This is a genomic window from Sphingomonas sp. (assembly GCF_017744835.1).
Taxonomy (GTDB): Bacteria; Pseudomonadota; Alphaproteobacteria; order Sphingomonadales; family Sphingomonadaceae; genus Sphingomonas.
This window is the reverse complement of record NZ_JAGIAM010000005.1, coordinates 155,619-179,909: the sequence shown is the minus strand read 5'-3', so window position 1 is coordinate 179,909 and position 24,291 is coordinate 155,619. Positions and strand designations below refer to the sequence as shown.

Annotated in this window: 20 protein-coding genes; 7 read left to right on the top strand and 13 right to left on the bottom strand. The window is 67.1% G+C overall.

From position 1 onward, the window contains the following. Positions 1 to 1,611: translational GTPase TypA (gene typA, locus J7500_RS16085; RefSeq protein ID WP_294062951.1), on the top strand; the 1,611-nt coding region annotated here is incomplete at its 5' end. Between the two features lie 143 nt (positions 1,612 to 1,754). Here the strand turns inward: typA and J7500_RS16080 are convergent. Both J7500_RS16080 and J7500_RS16075 read right to left on the bottom strand, forming a co-directional pair. After that, positions 1,755 to 2,126: a hypothetical protein gene (locus J7500_RS16080; RefSeq protein WP_294062950.1), complete on the bottom strand. Its 372-nt coding sequence runs from the start codon at positions 2,124 to 2,126 to the stop codon at positions 1,755 to 1,757. Between the two features lie 11 nt (positions 2,127 to 2,137). Further along, entirely contained in the window at positions 2,138 to 3,124 is a 987-nt protein-coding gene (locus J7500_RS16075; protein WP_294062949.1) for a glycoside hydrolase family 43 protein, read from the bottom strand. Positions 3,125 to 3,350: 226 nt separating this feature from the next. Between J7500_RS16075 and J7500_RS16070 the strand changes: the two genes are divergently transcribed. Next, complete coding sequence (locus tag J7500_RS16070; RefSeq protein ID WP_294062948.1) at positions 3,351 to 6,347, top strand: TonB-dependent receptor; 2,997 nt, start codon at positions 3,351 to 3,353, stop codon at positions 6,345 to 6,347. 52 nt (positions 6,348 to 6,399) lie between these two features. On the opposite strand, the gene J7500_RS16065 is transcribed toward J7500_RS16070, so the two are convergent. After that, positions 6,400 to 6,801, bottom strand: coding sequence for an EVE domain-containing protein (locus J7500_RS16065; protein WP_294062946.1), 402 nt, complete (start codon positions 6,799 to 6,801; stop codon positions 6,400 to 6,402). A gap of 181 nt (positions 6,802 to 6,982) precedes the next feature. On the opposite strand from J7500_RS16065, the gene J7500_RS16060 reads away from it, so the two are divergent. Continuing rightward, positions 6,983 to 7,339: a hypothetical protein gene (locus tag J7500_RS16060; protein WP_294062944.1), complete on the top strand. Its 357-nt coding sequence runs from the start codon at positions 6,983 to 6,985 to the stop codon at positions 7,337 to 7,339. 84 nt (positions 7,340 to 7,423) lie between these two features. Next, positions 7,424 to 7,699: a DUF3297 family protein gene (locus J7500_RS16055; protein ID WP_294062942.1), complete on the top strand. Its 276-nt coding sequence runs from the start codon at positions 7,424 to 7,426 to the stop codon at positions 7,697 to 7,699. A gap of 3 nt (positions 7,700 to 7,702) precedes the next feature. On the opposite strand, the gene bla is transcribed toward J7500_RS16055, so the two are convergent. Then, positions 7,703 to 8,587, bottom strand: a complete 885-nt coding sequence (bla, locus tag J7500_RS16050) for a class A beta-lactamase (protein WP_294062941.1) — start codon at positions 8,585 to 8,587, stop codon at positions 7,703 to 7,705. A gap of 99 nt (positions 8,588 to 8,686) precedes the next feature. Between bla and J7500_RS16045 the strand changes: the two genes are divergently transcribed. Then, entirely contained in the window at positions 8,687 to 9,556 is an 870-nt protein-coding gene (locus J7500_RS16045) for a LysR family transcriptional regulator (protein ID WP_294062955.1), read from the top strand. On the opposite strand, the gene J7500_RS16040 is transcribed toward J7500_RS16045, so the two are convergent. The 5 genes from J7500_RS16040 to ligA all read right to left on the bottom strand — a co-directional run bounded on the left by J7500_RS16040 (position 9,557) and on the right by ligA (position 18,511). Next, entirely contained in the window at positions 9,557 to 10,306 is a 750-nt protein-coding gene (locus J7500_RS16040; protein ID WP_294062940.1) for an isocitrate lyase/phosphoenolpyruvate mutase family protein, read from the bottom strand. A gap of 536 nt (positions 10,307 to 10,842) precedes the next feature. Beyond that, positions 10,843 to 11,646: a LytTR family DNA-binding domain-containing protein gene (locus J7500_RS16035; protein ID WP_294062939.1), complete on the bottom strand. Its 804-nt coding sequence runs from the start codon at positions 11,644 to 11,646 to the stop codon at positions 10,843 to 10,845. After that, positions 11,643 to 12,728, bottom strand: a complete 1,086-nt coding sequence (locus tag J7500_RS16030) for a sensor histidine kinase (protein WP_294062954.1) — start codon at positions 12,726 to 12,728, stop codon at positions 11,643 to 11,645. The genes J7500_RS16035 and J7500_RS16030 overlap by 4 nt, the downstream gene beginning before the upstream one ends. Positions 12,729 to 12,879: 151 nt before the next feature. After that, positions 12,880 to 16,215 carry a TonB-dependent receptor gene (locus tag J7500_RS16025; RefSeq protein ID WP_294062938.1) on the bottom strand — a complete coding sequence of 1,112 codons (3,336 nt, stop codon included), beginning with the start codon at positions 16,213 to 16,215 and terminating at the stop codon, positions 12,880 to 12,882. A 163-nt stretch (positions 16,216 to 16,378) separates the two neighbouring features. Then, complete coding sequence (gene ligA / locus J7500_RS16020; protein WP_294062937.1) at positions 16,379 to 18,511, bottom strand: NAD-dependent DNA ligase LigA; 2,133 nt, start codon at positions 18,509 to 18,511, stop codon at positions 16,379 to 16,381. Between the two features lie 73 nt (positions 18,512 to 18,584). On the opposite strand from ligA, the gene J7500_RS16015 reads away from it, so the two are divergent. Continuing rightward, positions 18,585 to 19,760 (top strand): MBL fold metallo-hydrolase, encoded by a 1,176-nt coding sequence (locus J7500_RS16015; RefSeq protein WP_294062936.1) that lies wholly within the window; start codon positions 18,585 to 18,587, stop codon positions 19,758 to 19,760. A gap of 91 nt (positions 19,761 to 19,851) precedes the next feature. Continuing rightward, positions 19,852 to 20,316: a hypothetical protein gene (locus J7500_RS16010; RefSeq protein ID WP_294062934.1), complete on the top strand. Its 465-nt coding sequence runs from the start codon at positions 19,852 to 19,854 to the stop codon at positions 20,314 to 20,316. 4 nt (positions 20,317 to 20,320) lie between these two features. On the opposite strand, the gene J7500_RS16005 is transcribed toward J7500_RS16010, so the two are convergent. Genes J7500_RS16005 through J7500_RS15990 form a run of 4 tightly spaced genes read right to left on the bottom strand, consistent with a single transcriptional unit; the run spans position 20,321 to position 24,272 of the window. Beyond that, positions 20,321 to 20,785, bottom strand: coding sequence for an MgtC/SapB family protein (locus tag J7500_RS16005; protein ID WP_294062932.1), 465 nt, complete (start codon positions 20,783 to 20,785; stop codon positions 20,321 to 20,323). A 45-nt stretch (positions 20,786 to 20,830) separates the two neighbouring features. Next, positions 20,831 to 22,066 carry a cytochrome P450 gene (locus J7500_RS16000; protein ID WP_294062931.1) on the bottom strand — a complete coding sequence of 412 codons (1,236 nt, stop codon included), beginning with the start codon at positions 22,064 to 22,066 and terminating at the stop codon, positions 20,831 to 20,833. A 56-nt stretch (positions 22,067 to 22,122) separates the two neighbouring features. Continuing rightward, the gene (locus J7500_RS15995; protein WP_294062929.1) at positions 22,123 to 23,346 is read right to left on the bottom strand and encodes an ABC transporter permease; all 1,224 of its coding nucleotides are present in this window, start codon (positions 23,344 to 23,346) and stop codon (positions 22,123 to 22,125) included. Beyond that, positions 23,343 to 24,272, bottom strand: a complete 930-nt coding sequence (locus J7500_RS15990; RefSeq protein ID WP_294062928.1) for an ABC transporter ATP-binding protein — start codon at positions 24,270 to 24,272, stop codon at positions 23,343 to 23,345. Before J7500_RS15990 ends, J7500_RS15995 begins: the two co-directional genes overlap by 4 nt. Positions 24,273 to 24,291: the final 19 nt, after the last annotated feature.

The following is a 24,291-nucleotide window of genomic DNA, read 5'->3' as shown; positions in this document are numbered from 1 at the left end:
GTCGACACGCCCGGCCACGCCGACTTCGGCGGCGAAGTGGAGCGCATCCTCTCGATGGTCGACGGCGTGATCCTGCTCGTCGATTCGTCCGAAGGCGCGATGCCGCAGACCAAGTTCGTGACCGGCAAGGCGCTCAAGCTCGGCCTGCGTCCGATCGTGGTCGTCAACAAGATCGACCGCTCGGACTCGCGCGTTCAGGAAGTGCTCGACGAGGTCTTCGACCTGTTCGTGACGCTCGACGCAACCGACGAGCAGCTCGACTTCCCGGTTCTCTATGCCTCGGGCCGCAACGGCTATGCCTCGGACGATCCCGATGCGCGCGAGGGCACGCTCACCCCGCTGTTCGAGAAGATCGTCGAGCACGTGCCCGCGCCGAACCTCGACCCGGACGCGCCGTTCAGCTTCCTCGTGACGCTGCTCGACCGCGACAACTTCCTCGGCCGCATCCTCACTGGCCGCGTCCAGTCGGGCACGGTCAAGATCAACCAGCCGATCCACGCGCTCGACATGGACGGCAACGTGATCGAGACCGGCCGCGCCTCGAAGATCATGACCTTCCGCGGGCTCGAGCGCGTGCCGACCGACGAAGCCAGGGCGGGCGACATCATCAGCCTCGCCGGCCTGACCGTCGCGACCGTGTCGAACACGATCGCCGATACGTCGGTGACCGAGGCGATCCAGGCCCAGCCGATCGACCCGCCGACGCTGTCGATGCGCTTCGCCGTCAACGATTCGCCGATGGCGGGCCGTGAGGGTACCAAGGTCACCAGCCGCATGATTCGCGATCGCCTCGAGCGCGAAGCCGAATCGAACGTCGCCATCAAGGTTACCGAGAGCGCCGACAAGGACAGCTTCGAAGTCGCCGGCCGCGGCGAGCTCCAGCTCGGCGTGCTGATCGAGACGATGCGCCGCGAGGGCTTCGAGCTGGGCATCAGCCGCCCGCGCGTGCTGTTCGGCACCGACGAGAACGGCAACAAGACCGAGCCGTACGAGACGGTGGTGATCGACGTGGACGACGAGTTCTCGGGCACGGTCGTCGACAAGATGAACCAGCGCAAGGCCGAGATGACCGACATGCGTCCCTCGGGCGGCGGCAAGACCCGCATCACCTTCTCGGCGCCCTCACGCGGCCTGATCGGCTATCACGGCGAGTTCCTGTCGGATACGCGCGGCACCGGCATCATGAACCGGCTGTTCGAGAAGTACGGCCCCCATAAGGGCAACATCGAGGGCCGCAAGAACGGCGTGCTGATCTCGAACGGCGCGGGCGAGGCACAGGGCTATGCGCTGGGTCCCCTCGAGGAGCGCGGCATCCTGTTCGTCGGGCATGGCGAGGCGCTCTACGAAGGCATGATCATCGGCGAGAACGCCAAGACGGATGACCTCGAGGTCAATCCGATGAAGGCGAAGCAGCTGACCAACTTCCGCGCTTCGGGCGGAAAGGACGATGCGATCCGCCTCACGCCGCCGAAGAAGATGACGCTCGAGCAGGCGATCGCGTACATCGACGACGACGAGATGGTCGAAGTGACGCCGAAGAACATCCGCCTCCGCAAGCGCTACCTCGATCCGCACGAGCGCAAGCGCCAGAGCCGCGCCAAGGCGGCGTAAGCTCTTCCACCGTCACCCCCGCGAAAGCGGGGGCCCAGCTCCTGCGCTCACCGCCCGATGTACCGGCGAATTGGCGCTAGCGGGCGGAGCTGGATCCCCGCTTTCGCGGGGAGACGACAGGGGACGGGGAGAGGCCTTGCGCCTCACCCCACCCGCTTCATCCGCAGCGCCGACCAGTCCGCATCGATCGCGATCTGCGCGACCGGCGTCAGCCCGAAATCGGGTGAGGCGGCGTGGAGGATGTCGCGGTTGAGGTCCCTCGCCAGCTTCGACGTGAGCTTGGGATAGGCGATCCACAGGATCGCATCGTCGCGCGCCTCGGCGAGCAACGGCGGCAGCCGAGCGTCGAGCGCGACGCGGTCGCTCACGAACAGCAGCACCACCTCGGCCTCCTGCGCCCCTGCGCGCGCATCCGCGGCGCCCACGATCGCCTCGAGCCCCGCGGGCGCATCCACCACGGCGAGCCGTCGCGCGCCCTTGATCTGCAGCCGCTCCGCGACGGGCTTCTCCGACATCGCCGCCTTTCTTATCGTGCCGGCGGGACCGAGACGCCGGCGTCGGTCTGGACCACTGGCTTCATCGTCCCGTCGGGATTGTAGTGGAGATATTCGACCGTCACGGCACGCCGCCCGATCGATCCGTTGAGATCGCCGATCGCCAGCGTGGCGTTGTGCAGGAAGATGTACGAATTGCCTTTGAACTCCGCGATCCCGGGATGGATCGTGAAGCTGTACTTGCCCGATCCGGTCAGCTCGCCGCGATAGGTCCACGGGCCCTGGATCGAGGGCGCGGTTGCATAGGAGATTCTCTCGTCGCGGTGCTTCGACCGATCGAGCGAGGCATAGGTGAGATAATAGAGCTTGTCGTGCTTGTGCAGCCACGGCCCTTCCTCGAAATGCGGCGGCGTGATCTCGGTGATCGGGCCGTCGATCTCGATCATGTTGGCCTTCAGTCGGGCGATGTAGCACTGGCGATTGCCCCAGGCGATCCAGGTGGTGCCGTCGTCGTCGGTGAACACCGTGGGATCGATGTCTTCCCAACTGTGCGTGCCCTTGGGCGTCATCTCGTTGGTGATCAGCGCCGACCCCTTGGCATCGACGAAAGGCCCGGTGGGGCTGTCGGACACGGCGACCGCGATGGCTTTTCCGGGATGAGTGTCGTCGTGCTCCACGGCGGCGTAGAACCAGAACTTGCCGTTCTTCCGGATCGTCTGGGAAGCCCAGGCATCCTTCTTGGCCCATTTGAAATCTGCCACCTTCATGATCGGGCCGTGGGCGGTCCAGTTCTTCATGTCGCTCGTCGAATAGACGAGCCATTCGCGCATGTTGAACATCTCGTCGCGCTGCGCTTCGTCGTGCCCGACATAGAGGTAGAGCCGATCGCCGATCACCAGCGGAGCAGGATCGGCGGTGAAGACGTCGTGGAACAGGGGATTGGAGCCCGGCGCCGGAGCCGGCGCCGGCTGGCCCATCGCTGCGGCGGGGACCGCAAGCGCCGCCACGGTCAATGCCACCAAACCGTCTCGCTTCGACCCTGCCTTCACCGCCACTCTCCCGAATATCTGGCGCGACATTAGTCTGACTAATTGCTTCGTCAATCGGGTGGTCCGGGCGACGCCGCAGCAACGCGTCCGTCACAAAGCCGTTACGCAAATGTCTTGAAACCGCAGCTTCTGCGCAACGAACGCTGCCTAGGGCCCGCCCAGCAAAGTTTCAGAACGCCTCCAGGGGGATCATTTCATGCAAATCACCGACCGCGCCCGTTCGGCGCGCGCCGTCGTCGCGTCGCTGCTGCTCGCGGGCAGCTCGTCGCTCGCGCTGGTCGCGCAGCCCGCACTCGCCCAGGAGTCGACCGGCCAGCAGGAAGCGCCGGCAGCCGAGAGCGGCGACGAGCCGGGCACTCTCATCGTCACCGGTACGCGTATCGCCCGCCCGGAGCTCGAATCGACGATGCCGATCGCCATCCTCACCCGTGAGGATGCGCGCGATTTCGGCCGCAACACCGTTTACGACGCGCTGATGCTCAACCCCGCCATCGGCCCCGGCCTTGGCGAGAGCAGCTCGCTGGGCCAGGAATATGATGCCGGCGTCGCCAACATCAATCTGCGCAACATGGGCAATAACCGCTCGCTGGTGCTGGTGGACGGGCATCGCTGGGTCTCGGGCGGCGCGCGGACTTCCGCGGTGGACGTCAACACCATCCCCTCGGCGCTGATCGAGCGCTTCGAGGTGGTGACCGGCGGCGCTGCCGCGATCTACGGCGCGGATGCAGTGACCGGCGCGGTCAACATCATCATGAAGAAGGAGATGAAGGGCCTGCACCTGTCAGCCACCACGGGCATTTCGGGGCAGGGCGACGCCGGCCAGTCCGATCTTTCGGCCGCGGGCGGCTTCGACTTCGGCGGCGGGCGCGGCCATCTGGTGTTCGGCGCCAATTACTCGAACACCGCGCCGCTGCGCAGCACCGATCGCTGGCACGATCGCAATTCCTATTATGCCAATCCGGCGAACACCGGCCCGAATGACGGCATCCCGGACAACATCCTCGCTCGCGACTATCGGGTAATGTATCGCTCCGCGACGCCGGCCTTCTGCATGTTCAACGGCAAGGTGCCGTGCGGCAGCAACAACGGCCAATGGTATCAGCTGATCGACGGCGTGGTCACTGCGGTGCCCAAGAGCAGCTACACGCTGGTCACCAACGGCGAGACCGGCGGCCAGGACGGTGGCGCGGGCCTCAACGGCAACGAGAACCATTTCATCCGCAACGCCTCGCAGCGGGCGTCCTTCTATTCGAACCTCAGCTACGAGCTGACCCCGGCGATCACGTGGAACACCACCTTCGCCTATACCCACACCTACACCCGTGGGCCGACCGAATTCCCCGAATACCGCACCGACGCGCGCACCCCGCCGAACTGGTGGGGCAAGGACGGCGTGGGCAACACGGGTGAAGTCGCGACGCTCACCAATCCCTATCTGCCGGACTCGCTCCGCCAGTTCATGATCGCGAACAAGCTGACCTCGATCGGGCTCGATCGCAGCTACATGAACCTGCCGCTGGCCTATGAGATTCACGAGCGCGACAATTTCACCATCGGCACCGATGTCGGCGGCGCGCTGTCCGCCGGCCTGAACTGGCAGGCGTTCGTCCGCTACGGCCAGGTGATCGACAACATCACGACGACCAACATGGTCGGTCGCGACCAATGGCTCAATGCCCGCGACACGGTCCGCGACGGCAGCGGGCAGATCGTCTGCGCCAATGCGACGGCCCGCGCGAACGGCTGCCAGCCGCTCAACTTCTTCAGCACCGATCCGTTCAGTCCGGCGCTGCTCGATTATCTGCTGTTCGACCGCTACGAGCGCACCAAGAACAGCCTGTTGACCGGCGGCGCGAGCCTCGACGGCAGCGTGTTCAGCCTGCCTTATGGCGACGTGTCCATCGCGGTGGGCGCCGAATGGCGGCGCGAGACGCTGCACACGCAGGACGATCCGGATACCGCGAAGCTCTCCACGATCATCTTCTCGCCAGGCATGGACTTCGCGCTTCACCCGGCGCTCGGCAAGTCGCGCGACACGTCCGAGGCCTATGGCGAGATCGTCGTCCCGCTGCTGCGCGACCTGCCCTTCGCCCAGCGCCTGGAGATCGAGGGCGCCTATCGCTACTCGCACTATAGCGACAATCCCGACACGCATACCTGGAAGGCCGGCGGCGCATGGGAACCGGTCCGCGGCTTCACCGTGCGCGGCACCTATTCGCACTCGGTGCGCGTGCCCAATTTCGGCGAACTCTATTCGCCAATCGGCTCGTCGACCTATGGCAAGATCGACGATCCCTGCTCGGGCGCGTTCGTCAACCAGGCACCGAATCGCCTCGCCAACTGCAAGGCGCTGATGCCGAACCTGGCGATCCCGCTGCCGTACCCCAACCAGAACATTCCGGTGGTCTATACCGGCGGCAATCCCGACCTGACGCCGGAGACTTCGAACTCGTGGACGGTCGGCGCGGTGTTCCAGCCGAACTTCCTGCCCGGCTTCGACGTGACCGCCGACTATTGGGACATCAACATCGAGAACGCCGTCACGGCGCTCGGCTATCTCACCATCCTCCAGCTCTGCGTCGCCGACGCGAGCGGACCGACCGCGGCCTATTGCGATCTCGTCACGCGCAACGCGGACGGCACGGTCGGCACGGTGCGTTCGCAGAACGCCAACCTTGCCGCGCTGCACGGCCGCGGGATCGACGTCGGCGCGCGCTACCGCACGCCCGTCGCGGGGGGACAGTTCCGGGTCAGCTTCAACGGCACCTATCTGCTCGAGCAGACCACGGTCGCCTCGATCGGCGTAACCGGCTCCGACGCGGCCGGCGGCTGGAGCAACCCGCGCTTCAAGGGCACGCTGATGACCAGCTTCGACCTGGGCCAGTTCAGCATCGGGTTAAACACCCGCTTCATCAGCCGCAGCAAATACAGCACGACCGCGGCATCGGACGAGACCTACGAATATCCGTACATCCCGGCCTATGTGTACAACGATCTGAACATCACCGTCCGCCCGACCGAGGATTACAGCCTGACCTTTGGCGTGAAGAATATCAGCAACAACGGCGTGTCGCCTGCGATCCAGGATACCGCCATCACGCCGCACGGCACGGGCAACGGCCGCGGCATCGGCCCGGCCTATTACGATGCGATCGGCCGCTATCTCTTCGTGAAGGTCGACGCGAAATTCTGATGAAGGCGACGCGGGGATGCGGCAGTGCAGCCGTATCCCCGCGGAGAAGCGCTCAGCCCTGTGCCATCTCGAGCAGCACGGCCCATTCGGTGTCGCGGGTCGGCGTGACCGACAGGCGAGACTGGCGGAGCATCTCGAGTCCGGCCAGCCGCGGTTCGGCCTTGATCGCGGCGAGAGTGACGGGCTTCGCCAGCTTCTCCAGCGGCTTCACCGCGACGCTGGCCCATTTGCCGTCGTCACCGTCGGGCTGCCAGGCGCGGGTGATTTCCATCACCCCCACGGCCGCCTTCTCGGTGTTCGAATGATAGAAGAGCGCGCGGTCGCCCGGCTGCATCTCCTTCAGGAAGTTGCGCGCGGTATAGTTGCGCACGCCGTTCCACTCGGTCGCGCCGTCGCGGACGAGGTCGTCCCAGCTATAGGCGTCGGGCTCCGAGCGCAGGATCCAGTATCGCATGCATGTGCCTCCCGCGCCGGCTGTAGCGCCACCGCCGTGGAGCGCAAGCGTGGCTAAACGGCGCGTGAACGCGCGATTCCGCGCCAGTTCAGCAGCGTTTTCCTAGAGTTGCGTCATCAGCGCCACGACTCGCGCAAGGCGGCAAAAGGTCAAGGCGACTGTGGGTTAGAGGAGAAATGCCATGACCAGTCTCGTCAAGAAGGCGGTGCTCGGAACCGCGCTCGGCGCGAGCCTGCTGACTGCGGTCGCGCCGGCGGCCGAGGCGCAGCGCTATCGCTACCGCCATTACGATCGCGATCGCGCCGGCACGGCGATCGTCGCCGGTATTGCCGGCCTTGCAATCGGTGCCGCGCTCGCCAGCGGTGGTCCTCGTTACGACTATGACCGGCGCTATTACCGCGACCACGGCTATTACCCGATGGACGGCTATTACTACCGCGACAACTACCGCCGCTACCGCGGCTGGGAGCGGTGCCGCACGCAGCGCGTGTGGGACCCCTATCTCGATCGGCCGGTGCGCGTGCGTTACTGTCGCTGAGCCGACGGACATGGAGCGGCGCGGGAGCGATCCCGCGCCGCTCTGCCTTGAAAGCCGCGCGCAATGGCGGCAAAGGGCAGGGCCATGAGTGATACGCCTCCCGATCGCCTGTCGGTCAATCCGAACAGCCCCCATTTCCAGCGCGAGCTGCTCGAGCGTGGCATCGGCATCCGCTTCAAGGGCGCCGAGCGCAACGACGTCGAGGAATACAGCATCTCCGAGGGCTGGATCCGCGTCGCGCTCGGCAAGAAGGTCGATCGCAAGGGCAATCCGCTCACGATCAAGCTCAACGGCCCGGTCGAGGCATGGTTCGAGCGTCCCGCCGAGGGCGAAGCCGCGGCCGACGACGCCGAGGGCTGAGGCTCAGCCCAGCGCAGCCGTAAGCGCGCGCCCGATGCGCGCGTGGATCGGGCGCGATGCGCTCAGCTGCAAATTGCTGCCCGTGATGTAGCTGGCGACCACCAGCGGAGCATGGCCGCGGGGCCAGACCACCCCCAGCAGATTGTCGGTGCCATGGCCGCCCGCGCCGGTCTTGTCGGCGACGGCCCAGCCTGCCGGCAGCCCGGCGCGCAGCGCGGCGCCGCTGGTCTTCGTGGCCTTCATCCAATCGGTGAGCTGCGTCCGGGCGGCGGGCGCGAGCAGATTTCCCAGCACGAGCCGCTGCGCCAGGCCCGCGACCGCCGCGGGCGTGGTGGTGTCGCGCACGTCGCCTGGGCGCGCCTCGCCCATGTCGGTCTCCCAGCGGTCGAGGCGAGTGACGGGATCGCCGAAGCGGCGGAGCCATTGGGTGAAGCCCTGCGGGCCGCCGATCGTCCGCAGCAGCAGGTTGGCGGCGCTGTTGTCGCTGAGCGTGATCGTTGCCTCGCAGAGCTCGGCGATCATCGCGCTGCCGCCCACGCGTCCCTCGGAGAAGGGCGAGTTGCTGACGATGTCGGCACGGGTGACCGGGATGCGGCGGCCGAGCTGCTCCTCGCCGCGCTCGACGCGCTTGAGCATCACCCCCGCGAGCGCGAACTTGAAGGTGCTGCACATCGGGAAGCGTTCCTCGGCGCGGTGGCCGAAGCGCTCGCCGCTTCCAGTGTCGATCACCATAAGCCCCAGCCGCCCGCCACTCGCGCGCTCGGTGTCGAGCACGGCCTGCCTGAACGCCGGGCCGAAGCGTGAGGGCGCCATTTTTCTCGGGGCAGCCAGCGCCGTGGTGGCCACCGCCGCGCCGCCCGCGGCCCAGAGGAACGTCCGTCGATTCATGATTTTCTCCCTTCCGCAAGCAAGGATGCCGCGGGGGTGGGCCGCCGTGCAAAGCATCAATTCTCGACAGAGTCATGAATTGATCTCATGCTCGGGTACATGGACCGCCCGCAATTGCCGCTCAACCAACTCCGCGCCTTCGAGGCCGCGGCGCGCCATCTGAGCTTCACCCGCGCAGGCCTCGAGCTTTGCGTCAGCCAGGGCGCGGTGAGCCACCAGGTCAAGGCGCTGGAGGAGAGGCTGGGCGTGCCGCTGTTCCGCCGCTTGCCGCGCGGGATCGCACTCACCGACGAGGGGTCGGCCCTGGTGCCCGTGGTGCAGGACGCGTTCGAGCGGATCGGCGCGACGCTCGACCGTTTCTCCGAGGGGCGCTTCAAGGAAGTGCTGACGCTGGGCGCGGTCGGCACCTTCGCCACCGGCTGGCTGATCGAGCGGCTGCCTAAATTCCTGCGGCTGCACCCCGAAATCGACCTCCGCCTGCTCACCAACAACAACCGCGTCGATCTGGCGGGTGAGGGACTCGACCTTGCGATCCGCTTCGGCGACGGCGCGTGGCACGGCACGCATGCCGAGCGCGTGCTCGAGGCGCCGCTGACGCCGCTGTGCGCGCCGACGATCGCTGCGCAGCTGAGCGAGCCCAGCGACCTCGCGCGCCAGCCGCTGCTGCGCTCGTACCGGGCCGACGAATGGCCGCGCTGGTTCGAACAGGCGGGCGCGCCCTGTCCCGCAGTGCGCGGCACGATGTTCGACAGCTCGCCCACCATGGCGGCAGCAGCAATGGCCGGGTTCGGAGTGGCGCTGCTCCCTTGGGCGATGTTCGGGCGCGAGCTGGCGAGCGAGCGGCTGGTGCGCCCCTTCGCGGCCGAACTGGCGGGCGGAGCCTATTGGCTCACGCGCCTCCATTCGCGCGCCGACACGCATGCCATGGAGGCGTTCCGCCGCTGGCTGCTTGAGGCGGCGGCGAGCTGATCAGCCCGCGAATGCCGCGCGCGCCGCGTCCTCGAAGGCCTTGATCGCCAGCTTGTAAGGGAAGGGGCCGTGGCTGATCCGCGCCACACCCGTCGCCGCGACGTCGGCGGCACTCGGCGCGCCGGGGAAGGCCATGAAGTTGACCGGAAGCGGAGAGGCCTTGCAGACGCGCCCGAGCAGTCGCAGGTCCGCGAGCAGCGGCACGAAGAAGCCGCTCGCGCCTGCTTCGGCATAGGTATGGGCGCGCTCGATCGCGGCATCCACCATCGCATCGTCGTGCGTGTCGGGCGCTGCCTGGAGGAACAGATCGGTGCGCGCGTTGATAAAGAAGTCGGGGCCCACCGCGGCGCGCACCGCGGCGATCCGCGCGGCCTGTTCGGCAGCAGCGTAGATACCCTGGCCGCCGATCCGCTGGTCCTCGAAATTGCAGCCGATCGCGCCAGTCGCCGCGAGCCGCGTGACGTTCGCCGCTGCAGCCTCCGCATCAGCCGAATAACCGCTTTCGAAGTCGATGGTGACCGGCAGCGTGACTGCGCCGACGATCCGCGCGGCATTTTCGAGCGCCAAGTCGAGCGGCACATCCTCGCCATCCGCGAAGCCGAGCGCATCGGCGACCGACGCGCTGCCGCTCGCCACGGCTCTGGCCCCCGCGCGCTCGGCCGCCTTCGCGCTGCCGGCGTCCCAGACGTTGAATAGCACGAGCGGATCGCCGGGAACGTGCAGCGCGGCGAAAGTCTCGAATTTGTTCATGGCGGGCACCCTTTCTCCATGTTCGCTAAATGTTCCTAGCGGATGGCGGGCCCGGCCCGCCACCCCGTTTGTGCGGAATGGCGGCCGGAACACGGGGGAATCTTGCAGGCTCCAGGTTGTATCGACATTCATCTCCCCTTCCTTTCAGGGAGGGGAGCGCGTTACGCTATCGCGCCGCCCCGCATCCCGCGCGACCAAAGGTCACACCAAGGTCACACTATCGCGGCGGTTCGAGCGGGGCCTGACCATCGGCCGATCCGGCGGCGCGATGCCGAAAGTGGACACGGCGGAAGTGGACAAAGTGGACATCCAAACGCGGGCGCATGCGCGTGCGTACGTGCCTGCGCGCGTGCGTGTGCGTGTGCGCGCGAGACGCCGATTATATTCAGATTGAGAAAGAGCGTTCCCGTTTTGTTTCAGACCAAATCCTATTTTGCAAGCGGCAAGATTCTGCGCCGGGGGGCCTGGGGTTGTATCGACATTCGTCTCCCCTCCCCAAAAGGGAGGGGAGCGCGTAGGCTGAATGTCGATACGCCCTAGTGCACGAAGCGCGCGACCACGTCGCGATAGCTGCGGCTGACTTTCACCTGAGCCCCCGAATCGAGCACCAGGAAGCATTCGCCGTTGGTATGCGGCTTCACCTGGCGGACGAGGTCGAGATTGACGATCGTCGAGCGGTGCACGCGCTGGAAGCGGCGCGGATCGAGGCGCTTCTCGAGATCCTTCATCGTCTCGCGAAGGATCAGCGTGTTGTCGCCGGTGTAGATGCACATGTAATCGCCCGCCGCGTCGATGCGTTCGATCGTGTCCACGTCGACGCGGAAGATCTGGCCGCGGTCCTTGATGTTGATCAGCTTCTCGAAGCGGTTGGAGGCGAGCTCGTTGCCGTCGTTGGTCGCGATCTCCTCGGCCGCGTCGGGCGCGACCTCGGCGAGCACTTCCTTCAGCTTCTCCACTTCCTCGACCCCGCGCTTCTCGGTGAGGCGCTGGCGTACGCGGTCGAGCGTATCGGCGAGCCGCGCAGGCTCGACCGGCTTCATCAGATAATCCATCGCCTGCGCCTCGAAGGCGCGGATGGCGTGGTCGCTATAGGCGGTCACGAAGACGAACAGCGGCGGCTCGACTTCCATCAGGCCCTGGACGACCGAAAAGCCGTCGAAGCCGGGCATCTGGATGTCGAGGAAGACGAGGTCGGGCTTGTTGGTTTTGATCGAACGGATGGCCTCTCGGCCGTTGGAGCATTTGTCGATGATTTCGACATCCTCGTGCTCCTGGAGGCGGAGCTCGAGCCCCTGGATCGCCAGCGGTTCGTCGTCAACGAGGATGGTGCGGATGGTCATGCGGCCTCTCGGTTAGGTTCCTCAAGCTGGAACGGTATCTCGATCTCAACGCTGAACCCTTCCCCAGGGTTCGACTGCGTTTCGAACCGATGGTCAGGCCCGAAAGCCTGCGCCAACCGCTCCCTGATGTTGGCGAGCCCCACGCCGGTCGAAAGGGTCGGCCTCGGCTTCGCTTCGATCAATCCCGGGCCCGTGTCGGATACGGCGATCTGCACTCTATCGCCGGTGAGCCGAGCCGAAACGGTGATATCCGCGCCCTCTTCCTTGGGCGTGACGGCATATTTGATGGCATTTTCGACGAGCGGCTGGAGCAGCAGCGACGGAAGCCGTGCCTTGGCGCAACGCGGATCGATGTCGAAATGCGTACGTAGCCGCGCGTCGAAGCGCATCTTCTCGATCTCGAGATAGAGCTTCAGCGTCTCCACCTCCTGTGCCAGCGTCACGTGCGCAGTGGGCTCGTTGGCCAGCGTATAGCGCAGGAACGACGAGAGGCGCGAGAGCATCACGTTCGCCCGCTCGGTCTGCTTGAGCAGCACCAGCGTCGAGATCGAATTGAGCGTGTTGAACAGGAAGTGTGGGTTGAGCTGGTAGCGCAGCATCGCGAGCTGGGCCGAGCTCGCCTGGTTCTCCAGCGCCTGCATCTGGTCGACCTGCTCCTCGACGATCAGATAGAAGTTGATCGCGAAATAAAGGGCCGACCAGCCCGCCAGCACGGTGAAGTTGATGAACACCGTCCCCGCCACCACGGTGAGCGAGATGCCGGGCTCCTGCATGCGGATGAACGAGAAGGCGAAGGCGCTGAGGATCGCATAGACCGCGGTCGCAAGGCCCAGCGTCGCCAGCGTCAGCAGGATGCCGGGGATGCGCGGCAGCTTGCGATAGAGGCCGTAGAGCGTCGAGAGCAGCAGCGTGATGCAATAGCCCAGGATCGATTCCACGATCGCGTAGATGATCCACTCGAGCGAGATGTTCGAGACGGTGCGCAGCAGCAGATAGCCGCTCCAGCCAGCCGCCTGGAGCAGCCAGAAGGCGCGGCTCTTGTCCTCGAAGAAGGGGCGCGAAAAGAAGCCCGGCCGCGGCATCGAAGGCGGGGCGGCGGGGCCGGTGCGGGTTTCCACTACATTGACCACCGGCTCCCTCTACCATCGGGAAAGTCGGCGGGCAAAGCAGGCAAACGAAAAGGGCGCCGGCCTTTCAGCCGACGCCCCATCGTCTTTCCCGAAGGAAGCGCGCTTAGAAGGAGAAGCGCGCGCCCACGCGGATCAGGTACAGCGAGCGGCGAACTTCGAGCGTGCTCGCGTTCGGCTCGATGAAGCTCGAGTAGCGGTACTGGGCGCAGGGCTGACCCGGCGAGCTGTTGACCACGCCGGCCCCCGGAGCGGTTCCGGTCGGAGTTGCCGTCGACAGGCACTGCACGCGGACCGCGTCTTCCACATAGGGGAAGATCGCCTGGCGGAAGCCGCCCCAATTCTTGTTGAGCAAGTTCGGCAGGTTCTCGATGTCCGCGAACAGCGAGATGCGCGACTTGCCGACGAAGGTCGGGATTTCCTGCTCGAGGTGCACGTCCATGCGGGTGTAGGCGCGCGAGCGGCCCAGGTTACGCGGCGCGATCTTGCCGCGATAGTCCTTCAGGTTGCTGTTCGCGACCAGGTTCTCCAGCGCCGCCTGCGTGGCTGCGCTGTCGTAGCTGACGATCGGATCGTTCGGGCCCGTCGGCACGTAGAGCAGGAAGCGGTCATCACGGCCGGTCACGCCGAACACGGCACTGCGGGTCGCCGAACCGGCATCCTCCATCGTGTAGCTGAACGGACGGCCCGCCTGGGTCTCGCCGAACAGCTGGATGCGGGTCTTGTAGTCGTCGAAGAACGCGTGGTTGAAGCCGACGCCGTACTTGAACGACCATGCGACCTGATCGTTAGAGGTGCCATAAGCAGCGCCGCGGCCGTCGAGGAACGCGCCGTTGCCGTAGTTCGAGCCTGCGGTCGACGAGGTCGCCGGGGCCTGATCCTTCACGTCCTGCTGCGAGTAGGCGAAGTTCAGGTCGAGACCGAAGTCGAAATGCTTCTCGACGCGGACGACGCCGATGTGGCTGCGGCCCTTCGACGAGTTGGTCAGCAGGATGTCGGTGTTGGTGTTGGTGCCGACCAGCGGGCCGAAGCGCGTGCGCCCATCGGGCAGCGTGCCGATCGGGATGGAGCGGATATCGGTGAAGAACACCGATGCGTTGGTGCGGCTGAAGTAATAGTCCGCACCGAAGCGCCAGCCACCGCCCAGGAAGTTGTGCGGCGTCCAGTCGAACGACAGCGTGGCCTTCCACACGTTCGGGATCTCGAAGTCGGGATCGAGCGCGTTGATGTTGGCCAGGCTGTTCGCCCCGGTGTTCGGGATCTGCGCCTGCAGGCCCGCCGGGATCGACGTGCCGGTCACGCCGCTGAGCAGCGGCAGCGCGGTGGCAGCGGCGACGTTCGCACCGTTGATCTGGTAACCCGTGGTGCAGCTCGAGCTGATCACGCAGCGCTGGACGGTGACCGAGTTGATCGCCACGCCGCCGACGCCGGCACCCGCGTTCGAGTAGCTGTTCGACAGATACACGTCGGGGGTGCCGCCGCCGAAGATGCCCGCGCCGGCGCGGATCTTGACGTCGTCCACCGGCTTCCAGTTGGCGCCGATGCGCGGCTGGAACAGGCCCTTACCGCCGATCGTGCGAGTGTTCGGGAAGCCGTAGCGGGCGGTGAAGCCCGGGTTCAGCGGCACCGGCGTATCGGCGTCGAACAGGTCGTAGCGCAGGCCGAGGGTGAAGTTCAGCCTGTCGGTGACCGTGATGTCGTCCTGGATACCGAAGGTGTACTGGCGATACTTGAAGTCGGCCGCGGCCTGGTTCTGATCGCCGGTGGCGGTGTTCTGGTAGGTGACCGAGCTCGCCAGGCGGTTCTGGAAGTCCGCGAGCGAGTCGAAGTAATAATTGCCCTGCGTGTTCTGCAGGAACAGGTTGAAGATCCGCGCCTCGTTCATTTCAGCGAGGAGGCGCAGGTCGTGCGCGCCCTGGCTCCACCGCGCCTGGATCGAGCCGCCATAGGTGTCGGTGAAGAACACATTGGCCTGGGTCGAGTTCTCGACGCCGAGTGCATAGATCGGGTTGTTGGTGCCGCAGGTGGTCGGCTGGTCGTTGGTGGTGCCGGCGGGCGAACCGACCGCCGAGTCGTTGGTCGCGTCGCTGCAGACGCGGAACTGGGCGAGGCTCTCGCCGCCCGGGAAGCGGCCGCGCTCATAATATTTGTAGAGGAAGCGCGCTTCCGTCGAGAAGTTGTCGCTCCAGTCCGAGTTCAGCTGGAGGATGCCGGCGCGGAGCAGCTCGGTGTTGGTGTAGCTGTTCGACTGGAGACCGAAGCCGGGGGTCGAGGCGTTGGTGCTGACGTTGCCGAGGATGTCGATCGAATCGTACGCATTGATGTACGAGAGCGAGAGGCGCTGCCCGTCGGTGATGTTCCAGGTCAGCTTGCCGACGATCTTCTCGTCCTTGTCCTGCGAGATCGCCAGGATGCCGCCGGCATCATAGCCGTAGACGCTGTCGGCGATCGACGCGACCTGGTTCGCGGCCGCTTCGTTGGCGCCCGGGATGGTCGAGAACGGCTGGAGCGGGTTCCCCTGCTTGTTGCGCTCGGCCGAGATCATGAAGAACAGCTTGTCCTTGATGATCGGGCCCGAAAGCGTCGCGCCGTAGGTCTCGCTCTTATAGTCGAGCGGGATGGTCGTGCTGCCAATGCGCTTGCCCGAGAGCGAGTCGTTGTTCTGCGAGTAGAAGCCGGTGCCGTGGAAGCTGTTGGTGCCCTGGAGCAGCACGGCGTCGACCGCGCCGCCGAGGAAGTTGCCCTGGCGGATGTCGACCGGCGCGACCGAGACGGTGAACTGGGCGATCGAGTCGATCGGCACCGGGCCGCGGCGGGTCGGGTTGGCGTCGGGGTTGAGGCCGAAATTGTCGCTGACGATCACGCCGTCGATCGAGAAGCGGTTGAAGCGCGGATTGACGCCGGCGAACGAGACCGAGCGGCCGCCCGACGCGGTGTCTTCGATGCGCGCGAACGGATCGCGGCGCATCAGGTCGCGGATGTCGCGGTTGACCGAGGCGACCGCGGCGATGTCTTCGCGGCGCAGTAGCGTCTGCGGCCCGGTCGAGGTCGAGCCAGCGCCGGCGAGCGCCGAGGCGGTGACGACGATCTCGGTGCCGGCATCGGCGGCCGCACCCGAGGCGAGGTCGATCGGCACGTCATAGGGCTGGCCGACAACGGTATAGACGTCGGTGACCGAGTAGTTACCCGAAGCGCTGGAGACGTCGACGGTGTAGGGGCCGCCCGGGCGCAGGCCGCCGGCGCTGAACGCGCCCGCAGCGTCGGTGGTCACGGTGCTGCGCTGTCCTGTCGCGCTGTCGGTGATCACGACGGTCGCGCCGGCCACCGGGGTGCCAGCCGAAACCACCGTGCCGCGGATGGTCGAAGTGGTTTCCTGCGCCATCGCGGCGGCAGGAATCACGAGCGCGGCAGCTGCCACGCCAGCGAAAAGCATGTTGCGCATTGGTAGTCCCCTTAGGTGTGCCTTGGACGCACTGGTCACGCGGTGGTTTCACCGTCGCGGCCGCCCATGTGCCTAATTTATGTCGGTCCTATGACAGTCAATCGGAGTCCAGCAGCGAGCTGTTGGTAACGATTGATTCCAAATGCTGCGTTGCAAAAAGGCATCACTTTGCGGCGCTTACTATTGCACCCCATTCCGCTTCGGTAATGACGCGAATGCCCAAGTCCGCGGCCTTCTTGAGCTTGGAGCCCGCACCGGGGCCTGCGATCACCAGATCGGTCTTGGCCGAGACCGATCCCGCGACTCGGGCGCCGAGCTTCTCGGCCTGCGCCTTGGCTTCGTCGCGGCTGAGGGATTCGAGGCTGCCGGTGAAGACGAGCGTCTTGCCGGTGACTTCCGAGTCGCGCGTTTCGACGACGAAAGGCGGGGGCGCGACTTCGCTCAGCAGGTCGTCCCAGGCCTCGCGGTTGTGCGGCTCGTGGAAGAAGTCCGCCAGCGCCTGCCCGACCGCGCCGCCGACATTCTCGACGCCGATCAGCTCGGCAACCGCCTTGTCGAGCCGGGCGCGGTGCTTCTGCTCGGTCTCGCCGATCTGGGCCGGCGTGGCGTCGCGCAGCGCGATGATGTTGTCGGCCAGTGCCCGCAATGCGTCGAGCGTTGCATAGCGCTTGAGCAGGTCGCGCGCAGTGATCGCGCCGATGTGGCGGATGCCGAGCCCGAACAGCAGCCGCGCGGCGTCGGGTGCGCGCTTGGCCTCGATCGCGGCGAGCAGCGCGTCGACCGACTTCTCCTGCCAGCCCTCGCGGCCGAGCAGCGCCTCGCGGTGGCGGGCGAGGCGGAAGATGTCGGCGGGCTCCGCGATCCAGCCGAGGTCGAGGAACTCGATCAGCGTCTTCTCGCCCAGCCCCTCGATGTCCAGCGCGCCGCGGCTGACGAAATGCTTGAGCCGTTCGAGTCGCTGGGCGGGGCAGATCAGCCCGCCGGTGCAGCGGACGTCGACTTCGCCTTCCTCGGCGACCGCTTCCGAATTGCAGATCGGGCAATGATCGGGGAATCGATACTCAGGGCGATCCTCGTCGCGTGTGAGGTTCTCGACGATCTGCGGGATCACGTCGCCGGCGCGCTGGAGGATCACGCGATCGCCCGGGCGGACGCCGAGCCGCGCGATCTCGTCGGCATTGTGGAGCGTCGCATTGGTGACGACCACGCCGCCGACCGTCACCGGCTCGAGCCGCGCGACGGGCGTAAGCTTGCCGGTCCGGCCGACCTGGATGTCGATCGCGCGCAGCGTCGTCTGGGCGCGCTCGGCGGGGAATTTGTGCGCGATCCCCCAGCGCGGTGCGCGGCCGACATAGCCGAGCCGATCCTGCCAATCGAGCCGGTCGACCTTGTAGACCACGCCGTCGATGTCGAAGGGCAGGTCGGCGCGCTGTGCCTCGATGCGCTTGTACTGGGCGAGTGCCGCGGCGAGATCGAGCGGGCCGGCGAACAGATCGGAGACGGGGAAGCCCATCGCGCGGACGGCGGCGATCACCTCGACCTGGGTCTCGCCCGGCAACGCGCTGGTCTCGCCCCAGCCCCAGGCGAGGAAGCGCAGCGGCCGCGACGCAGTTACCGCCGCATCCTTCTGGCGGAGCGAGCCCGCGGCGGCGTTGCGCGGATTGGCGAACTGGCGCGCTTCCTTGCCGCTCTCCTCGGCCTCGGCCAGCAACCGCGCGTTGAGCGCGGCGAAATCGCCCTTGGCCATATAGACTTCGCCGCGGACCTCGAAGATTTCGGGCGCGCCGGCGATCTCGGCGGGGATGTCCGCGATCGTGCGGACGTTCGCCGTCACGTCCTCGCCGATCTGGCCGTCGCCGCGGGTGAGCGCCTGCACCAGCCGGCCCTTCTCGTAGCGCAGCGAGCAGGAAAGGCCGTCGATCTTGGGCTCGGCGGTCAGCGCCACCGCTGCATCCTCGCCGAGCGCGAGGAAGCGCCGCACGCGGCCGAGGAAGTCGGCCACATCCTCGTCGCTGAACGCATTGTCGAGGCTGAACATCGGCCGCGCATGCGCCACCTTCGCCAGGCGGCCGGCAGGCGCAGCGCCGACCTGGCGGGAAGGCGAGTCCGCGCGCACCAGCTCGGGGAAGGCGGCTTCGATCGCGGTGTTGCGCCGCATCAGCGCGTCATAGTCCGCATCGCTGATCTCGGGCGCGTCCTCGGCGTGATAGAGCCGGTTGTGGTGCGCGATTTCGGCGGCGAGCCGCTCGAGCTCGGCGGCGGCTTCTTCCTGGGTGCGGGGCAGCTCGGCTGTCATTGCGACGGACTAGGAGAGGGCAGGGGCAGCGATCAAGCTTGATCACGCGCGTGCGGCTCCCCAACAAGGGATCATGCGCTTCGCCAAACGGGCGGCCCGGGGGGCCGCGGCCCTATTGCTCTGGACCGTGGTCGCGCTCTGCCTGGCGGCGGTGACGGTGCCTCGCTTCCTCGACCGCATCTATTATCGCGGGCCAGTGAGCGGCCATTTCGACGGCGAGCGCTTCTTCAATCCGGATGGCGAGGACACATTCGCACCGCCCGCGGGTCGGCCGCGCAGCAATTTCCTGCTGCGCCAGCTGCGGAGCGATCCCGACAAGCCGGGATGGCCGCAGCATGTCGCGGTGCGCCTCGACAATCCCCCCGCCCGCGTCGAGGGGCAGGCGATGCGCGCGACCTGGATCGGGCATGCGACGATGCTGGTGCAGACCGAGGGGCTCAACATCCTCACCGATCCGGTGTGGAGCGATCGGACCGGCCCATTCGGCTTCGGTCCGGCGCGGGTGGCGGAACCCGGCGTGCGCGTCGAGGATCTGCCGAAGATCGACCTGATTCTCGTCAGCCACAATCACTATGACCATCTCGACCTCGCGACGCTGGGGAAGCTCTGGGCGCGCGACTGGCCGGTGATCGTCACCAGCCTGGGCAATGACGCGATTTTGCGCTCGGCGGGAATCGAGGCGCATGGGCTCGATTGGGGCGGCTCGTTGGCGCTCCGGCCGGGCGTGACGGTGGCGGTGACGCGCAACCATCACTGGGGCAGCCGCTGGTTCGCCGACCGCAACCGCGCGCTCTGGTCGAGCTTCGTCGTGCGGCTTCCCCACGGCAATTTCTTCTTCGCCGGGGATACCGGACTCGGCGACGGCAAATGGCCGGAGGAGGCCGCCGCGCTCGGCCCGATCCGCCTCGCCGCCATCCCGATCGGCGCCTTCCGCTTCGAGCCCGGCCAGATGGCGAGCGGCAGCCACATCGGGCCGCGCGATGCGCTCCGCGTGTGGAGCGGGCTCGGCCGGCCGTTCGCGCTGCCGATCCACTGGGGCACCTTCCGGCTCTCGTGGGAAGGCTATCGCACCCCGCCCGACATGCTGCAGGCGATGCTGCGCTGCGCCGGCAGCGATACTGCGCGCTTCTCGGCGGTGGCGATCGGCCAGCCGGTGATGGTGCCGCCGCTCGGCCCCGCGCCGCCCGCGCCCGACATGGCGGCGGTGGAAGCCTGCGAACGCGCCGGACGGTTTGCGGGGATGCGGTAAGCCAGTCTCAAAACGGCGCGCCTTCGCCGCAGCCCGCTTGCCGCCGGCCCCCGCGCGCCGCTATCCATTCCGCCAGGGAGAGGGCCGGGGAATGGGCGATCGCGCGCGGGCACCGCAGCGCTATGACACGAGTATCGACCGCGCCGGGCTCGCGCTCGGCGTGGGCAGCATGCTCGCGGGCGGAATCATTCTGGGGTTGCTGCTGCTCGGTGGCCAGCGCGACCCGCTGGCGCTGGCCTGGGGCTGGGTGATCGGCTGCGTCGTCTCGGCCTGCGCGATCACTGCGGTCGCGGGCCCGCTGTGGCTGGTGATGCACGTGGCCGGCTTGCGCAGCGCGCGCTACGCCGCGCTGGTCGGCGCGGTCACGGTGATGGCGGTCTTCGTCGGGGCGCAGACCTATGGCTTCGGGCTGTTCGCGATGCCGGCGATGGACAATCAGACGTGGCTCTATCGTATCGCGAGCGCAGTCGGATCGAGCGCGTTGCTGGCGGCGCTTGCCGCGCTGATCGGCGTGGCGATGTGGCGGGTCGCCTACCGGCCGGTCGGCGAGGACTGAGCCGCTAGTCCTCCAGCGGAAATTCGGCGTCGATCCGCCGCTTGAGCGGCGAGAGCATCCAGAGCGTGATCACGGTCACCACCGACAGGATCAGCGCGACGTCGTAGCTGCCGAGACCGACGGCGGTGCCCATCGCGCCGGTCGCCCACAGGCTCGCGGCCGTGGCGGTGCCCTTGACCGATTCCTTCATGCGCAGGATCGCCCCGCCGCCGATGAATCCCATGCCGGTGATGATCCCCTCAACGATCCGCGCCATCGCCTCGGGATGGCCGGGGATCAGCGATTCGGCGGCCTGGACGATCCCGCAACTCGCCAGCGCGACGAGCGGGAAGGTGCGCAGCCCCGCGCTGCGCTCGGCGCGCTCGCGGTTCCAGCCGATCGGCAGCGCGAAGAAATAGGCGGTGAGCAGCGCCGCGAGGTGCGGCAGCGGGTCGAACGGGTTCGACTGGAAAATCGCGGGGAGAGTCATTGCGGCCCAGTCTGCACGATCGCGCCGGGGCTCGCCAGCCGAGGCTCAGTAGCGGCTGAGCTCGACGGGCATCTTCCGATAGCCGTGGACGAAGCAGGCGGAGACGCGCTCGGGCTCGCCGGTCACGTTCACGCGCAGGCGGCGCTTCGCCATTTCCTCGAGCAGCACGCTGATCTGCAGCTCGGCGAGCCGCGCGCCGACGCAGCGGTGGATGCCGTGGCCGAAGGCGAGGTGGCGCCGCGCGTTCTCGCGATCGACGATGATCCGGTCGGCATCGGGGAAGATGCTCTCGTCGCGGTTTGCGGAGAGATACCAGAGCACCAGCTTGTCGCCCTCGCGGATCTTCTGCCCCTCCAGCTCGGTGTCCTGCGTCGCGGTGCGGCGCATATGGGCGAGCGGCGTCTGCCAGCGGATGATCTCCTGCACGGCATTGGGGATCAGCGCCGGGTTGGCCTCGAGCCTGGCGCGCTCGTCGGGGAATTGCTCAAGGCCCCAGGCATAGGCGCTCATCGAGTTGCGCGTGGTGTCGTTGCCGCCGACGATCAGCAGGATGAGGTTCCCGAGGAACTCCATCTGGTCCATCTCCGACATGGCGTCCGAATGGATCATCATCGAGATCAGGTCGGGGGTCGGCTCCTTGCCGAGCTTGGCCTTCCACAGCTCGCCGAAATAGGCGGCGCATTCGAACAGGATCTTGCGGCGCTCATCCTTGCGCGCCGGGTCCTTGGCGACTTCGATGTCGCCCGCCCAGTCGGACCAGTAGGTGAGCAGCCGGCGGTCGGCCCAGGGGAAGTCGAACAGGATCGCGAGCATCTGGGTGGTGAGCTCGATCGAGACGCGGTCGACCCAGTCGAAGCTTTCGCCCACCGGTAGCGAGTCGAGGATCTCGGCGGTTCGCGTGCGGATGTTGTCGGTGAGGCGCACCATCTCGGACGGGGTGAAGGCAGGCGCGACGGTCCGGCGCTGGCCGGTATGCTTGGGCCGGTCCATCGCGATGAACATCGGCATCTTGATGTCACCGTCCTGCAGGTCGGCAATGGTGATGCCGCCGGCCTGGGACGAGAAGATCTCGGGCAGCGACTCGGCCTGGACGATCGGCTTGTAAGTGGAGAGCGACCAATAGGGGCCGAAGTCGCTGTGCTCGCAGCGATAGACCGGCGCCTCGGCGCGTAGCCGACGGAAGGGGGCGTGCCACAGGTCGTCCCGGTAGAGCTCGGGCCGGCTCACGTCGAGCGGATCGACGTGCTCCTGCGGGGCGGACTCGGTCGCCAGCGTAGCCATAGTGCCTCTCCTCCGATGCGGAGGAGAGCATAACTGACAATTATGTCAATAGAGGCTCAGCCCCCGAACAATGCCTTCAGCCGGAATTTGGGGCCGCCCGACTTGAGCACGCCGCGACGGAACAGTCGTGCGCCGATCGTGACGGTGATCGCCACCCACAGCACCTGCCAGCCGAGCGCGAGCAGATGGGGCCAGACCTCGGGCTGATTGGCGGCGCGGGCTCCCATCGCGAAGGGCGAGCTGAACGGGAAGATCTCGGCCGCGCGCGCGACCCAGCTTCCCGGCTGGCTCGCCGCCGCGATCGCGAAGCCGAGCATACCCATCTGGAAGATGGTGATCGGCAGCGACAGCATCTGGATCTCGCGCGGAGTCGCCGCCTGCGCGCCGACGCTGAGGAACACTGCGCCGAGCAGCATGTACGACATGGTGAAATAGGCGAAGAAGAGCAGCGGGAAGACCGCGCCGGTGGCGGGGGCCACGTCGGCGAGCTCGGTCGCGATGTTGCCGGGGAGCAGCCGGCCGATCTGGGTGAAGACGCTGCCCCAGAAGAGCAGGAACATCAGCGCCACGCCGAACATGCCGAGCAGCTTGCCGAGGAACACCGATTCGAGCGGTGTCGCGGCGGCGAGCACTTCGATCACCTTGTTCGACCGCTCCTCGGCCATCGTCCCCACCGCCTGGCTCGACAGCATCAGGCTGAGCATGAACAGGCCGAAGACCGTGAAGAAGGCCGCCTGGCCGTGGCCGCTGCTGGAAGTCACCTGGCGCGCGACGGGCTCGACGCGTGCCTGCACCAGTCGCGGCGATCCCAGCCGGGTGCTGCGCAGCGCCTGCTCCGCGAGCTGCGCGAGATAGCGCGCGTGGCGCTCGCTGGGCGGGGCAAAGAGGATCTGCGGCCGTTCGAGCGTGCCGTAGAGCGCAGCGGTCGCGTCGAAGTGCGGGTTCTGGAACAGCGCGCGCGCCTGGATGTCGGGATCGGCGCCGGGGCGCTCGAAGAACAGCGGCGGCGGCATCTCGTCGCCGCGGAACAGGCCACGCAGCTCGCGATCGGCGGCGATCAGCGCGTCGCGGTCCGCGTCGGGGACGACCGCGACGATGCGGACCTTGCCTTCCGCGGACTTGGCCATGCTCGCGGCGCCCAGGCCGCCCACCGCGCCGAAACCTAGCATGAAGACCGGGGCGAGCAGGAAGAGGAGGAAGGTCGGCGTGAACACCGTCGCGATGAAGTCGCGCCGGGCGATCGTCAGCGTCTGGCGCAGCGTGCGTGCGAAATTGCTCATGCGGCCTGCTCCTGCTCCAGCGCCTGCGCGCCGACGATCTTGACGAAGGCGTCGTGCAGGCCCGGCCGCTCGATCGACAGGCCCGAGATGCCGTGCCCCGCCTCGATCAGCCGGACGAGCAGCGCCTCGATTCCCTCGGGCGGCACAGTGAAGCGCCAGCCGCCATTCTCGCGCTCGGCGTCGGCTGGCAGCAGCGCCTTGGCGGCCTCGGGTTGATGGTGCGGCGTGTAATGCGCGCGTAGCGGCAGCGTGGCGCGCGCGTCGTCGACGCTGCCCTCGAAGCGGACCTTGCCGCCCGCGATGATCGATAGCCGATCGCACAGCCGCTCGGCATGCGCCATGACATGGGTGGAGAAGAGGATGGTGGCGCCGCGGTCGCGCTGGGCGCGGATCAGCTTTTCGAGCCGCTCCTGGTTGACCGGGTCGAGCCCCGAAAAGGGCTCGTCGAGCACGAGCAGGTCGGGCTCGTGCACCACCGAACCGAGCAGCTGGACGAGCTGCGCCATGCCCTTGGAGAGCTTGCGGATCTTGTCGTCGGCGGCGTGGCCGAGCCCGGCCTGTTCGAGCAGCGCCACGGCGCGCTTGCGGCCGGTCTTCCACGGTAGCCCGCGCAGCGCGCCCATGAAGGCGATCGCCTCCTTCGCTTTCATGCCCGGATAGAGGCCGCGTTCCTCGGGGAGATAGCCGACGCGGTCGCTCGCGTCGCGCGGACGGTCGTACCCGAGCAGCATCCGCTCGCCCTCGTCGGGCTCGATGATGCCTAGCAGCATGCGCAGCGTGGTGGTCTTGCCCGCACCATTGGGGCCGAGCACGCCGTAGATCAGCCCCTTGGGCACGGCGATGTCGACTCCGTCGACTGCGCGACGGTCGCCGAAAAGCTTGACGAGACCCTTGGCGCTGACGGCCAGTTCGCTGCTCAAATCCATCCCCTCCCTGCGCTTGTTG